General features: G+C 56.5%; 1 protein-coding gene. It reads right to left on the bottom strand.

All coding sequences use genetic code 11. The annotated features are described in order from the left end of the window. A partial coding sequence (locus ACR0FE_RS23630; protein ID WP_480915559.1) for a hypothetical protein occupies positions 1 to 582 on the bottom strand: 582 nt, incomplete at both ends.

The following is a 582-nucleotide window of genomic DNA, read 5'->3' as shown; positions in this document are numbered from 1 at the left end:
CATCATCGTCCTCCTGGCCGTCGGCATAAAGGCTTCCGTCGTCCGAAGTGCCAAGCGTGGCTTTTACCGATTCTTCATCGGGATTGGAGGCGCGGACGGCTCCAAGGACGCGGTCTTGCTGTTCCTCCGCGATGATTGTGTCGTCAGAAAAGTCGCCTTTGTAGTGCCCCAACAGGCTGGCTTCCGCGTCATGCACCGCCTCCGCAGCCGCCAACTGATCGTCGGTCGGCTGCCCTATCTTATTTCCGTCCTCATCTGTTGTTACGTCGTGCGCATTTTTCACCGCTTGTGCGGTTTCCAAGTCTTCGGGCGCAATCGTACCGGGGGTGGCCGCCTCATCGGCAAGAACCTGTTCAGCTTCCTCCAGCGTCATCGGAGCCGTGTCCAAATAGTCATACGCCGCAGCAATTTCCTTCACTTCTTCAGGGCTCAAGTCGTAATCTTCACCCATGACATGATTGAAATTTGCGTCGGCTACGGCGAGGCCAGCGGCCAGGCTCACCGGCCCTGTACCTTTCGCATACTGTCCGTTCGCGATATGCGCGAGTTTTGCATTTACACTGGAGTTAATGGCACCATTCA

It is taken from the genome of Ruegeria sp. K7, assembly GCF_056531785.1.
The sequence above is the reverse complement of the archived record's forward strand: the minus strand, read 5'-3'. Positions and strand labels throughout refer to the sequence as shown.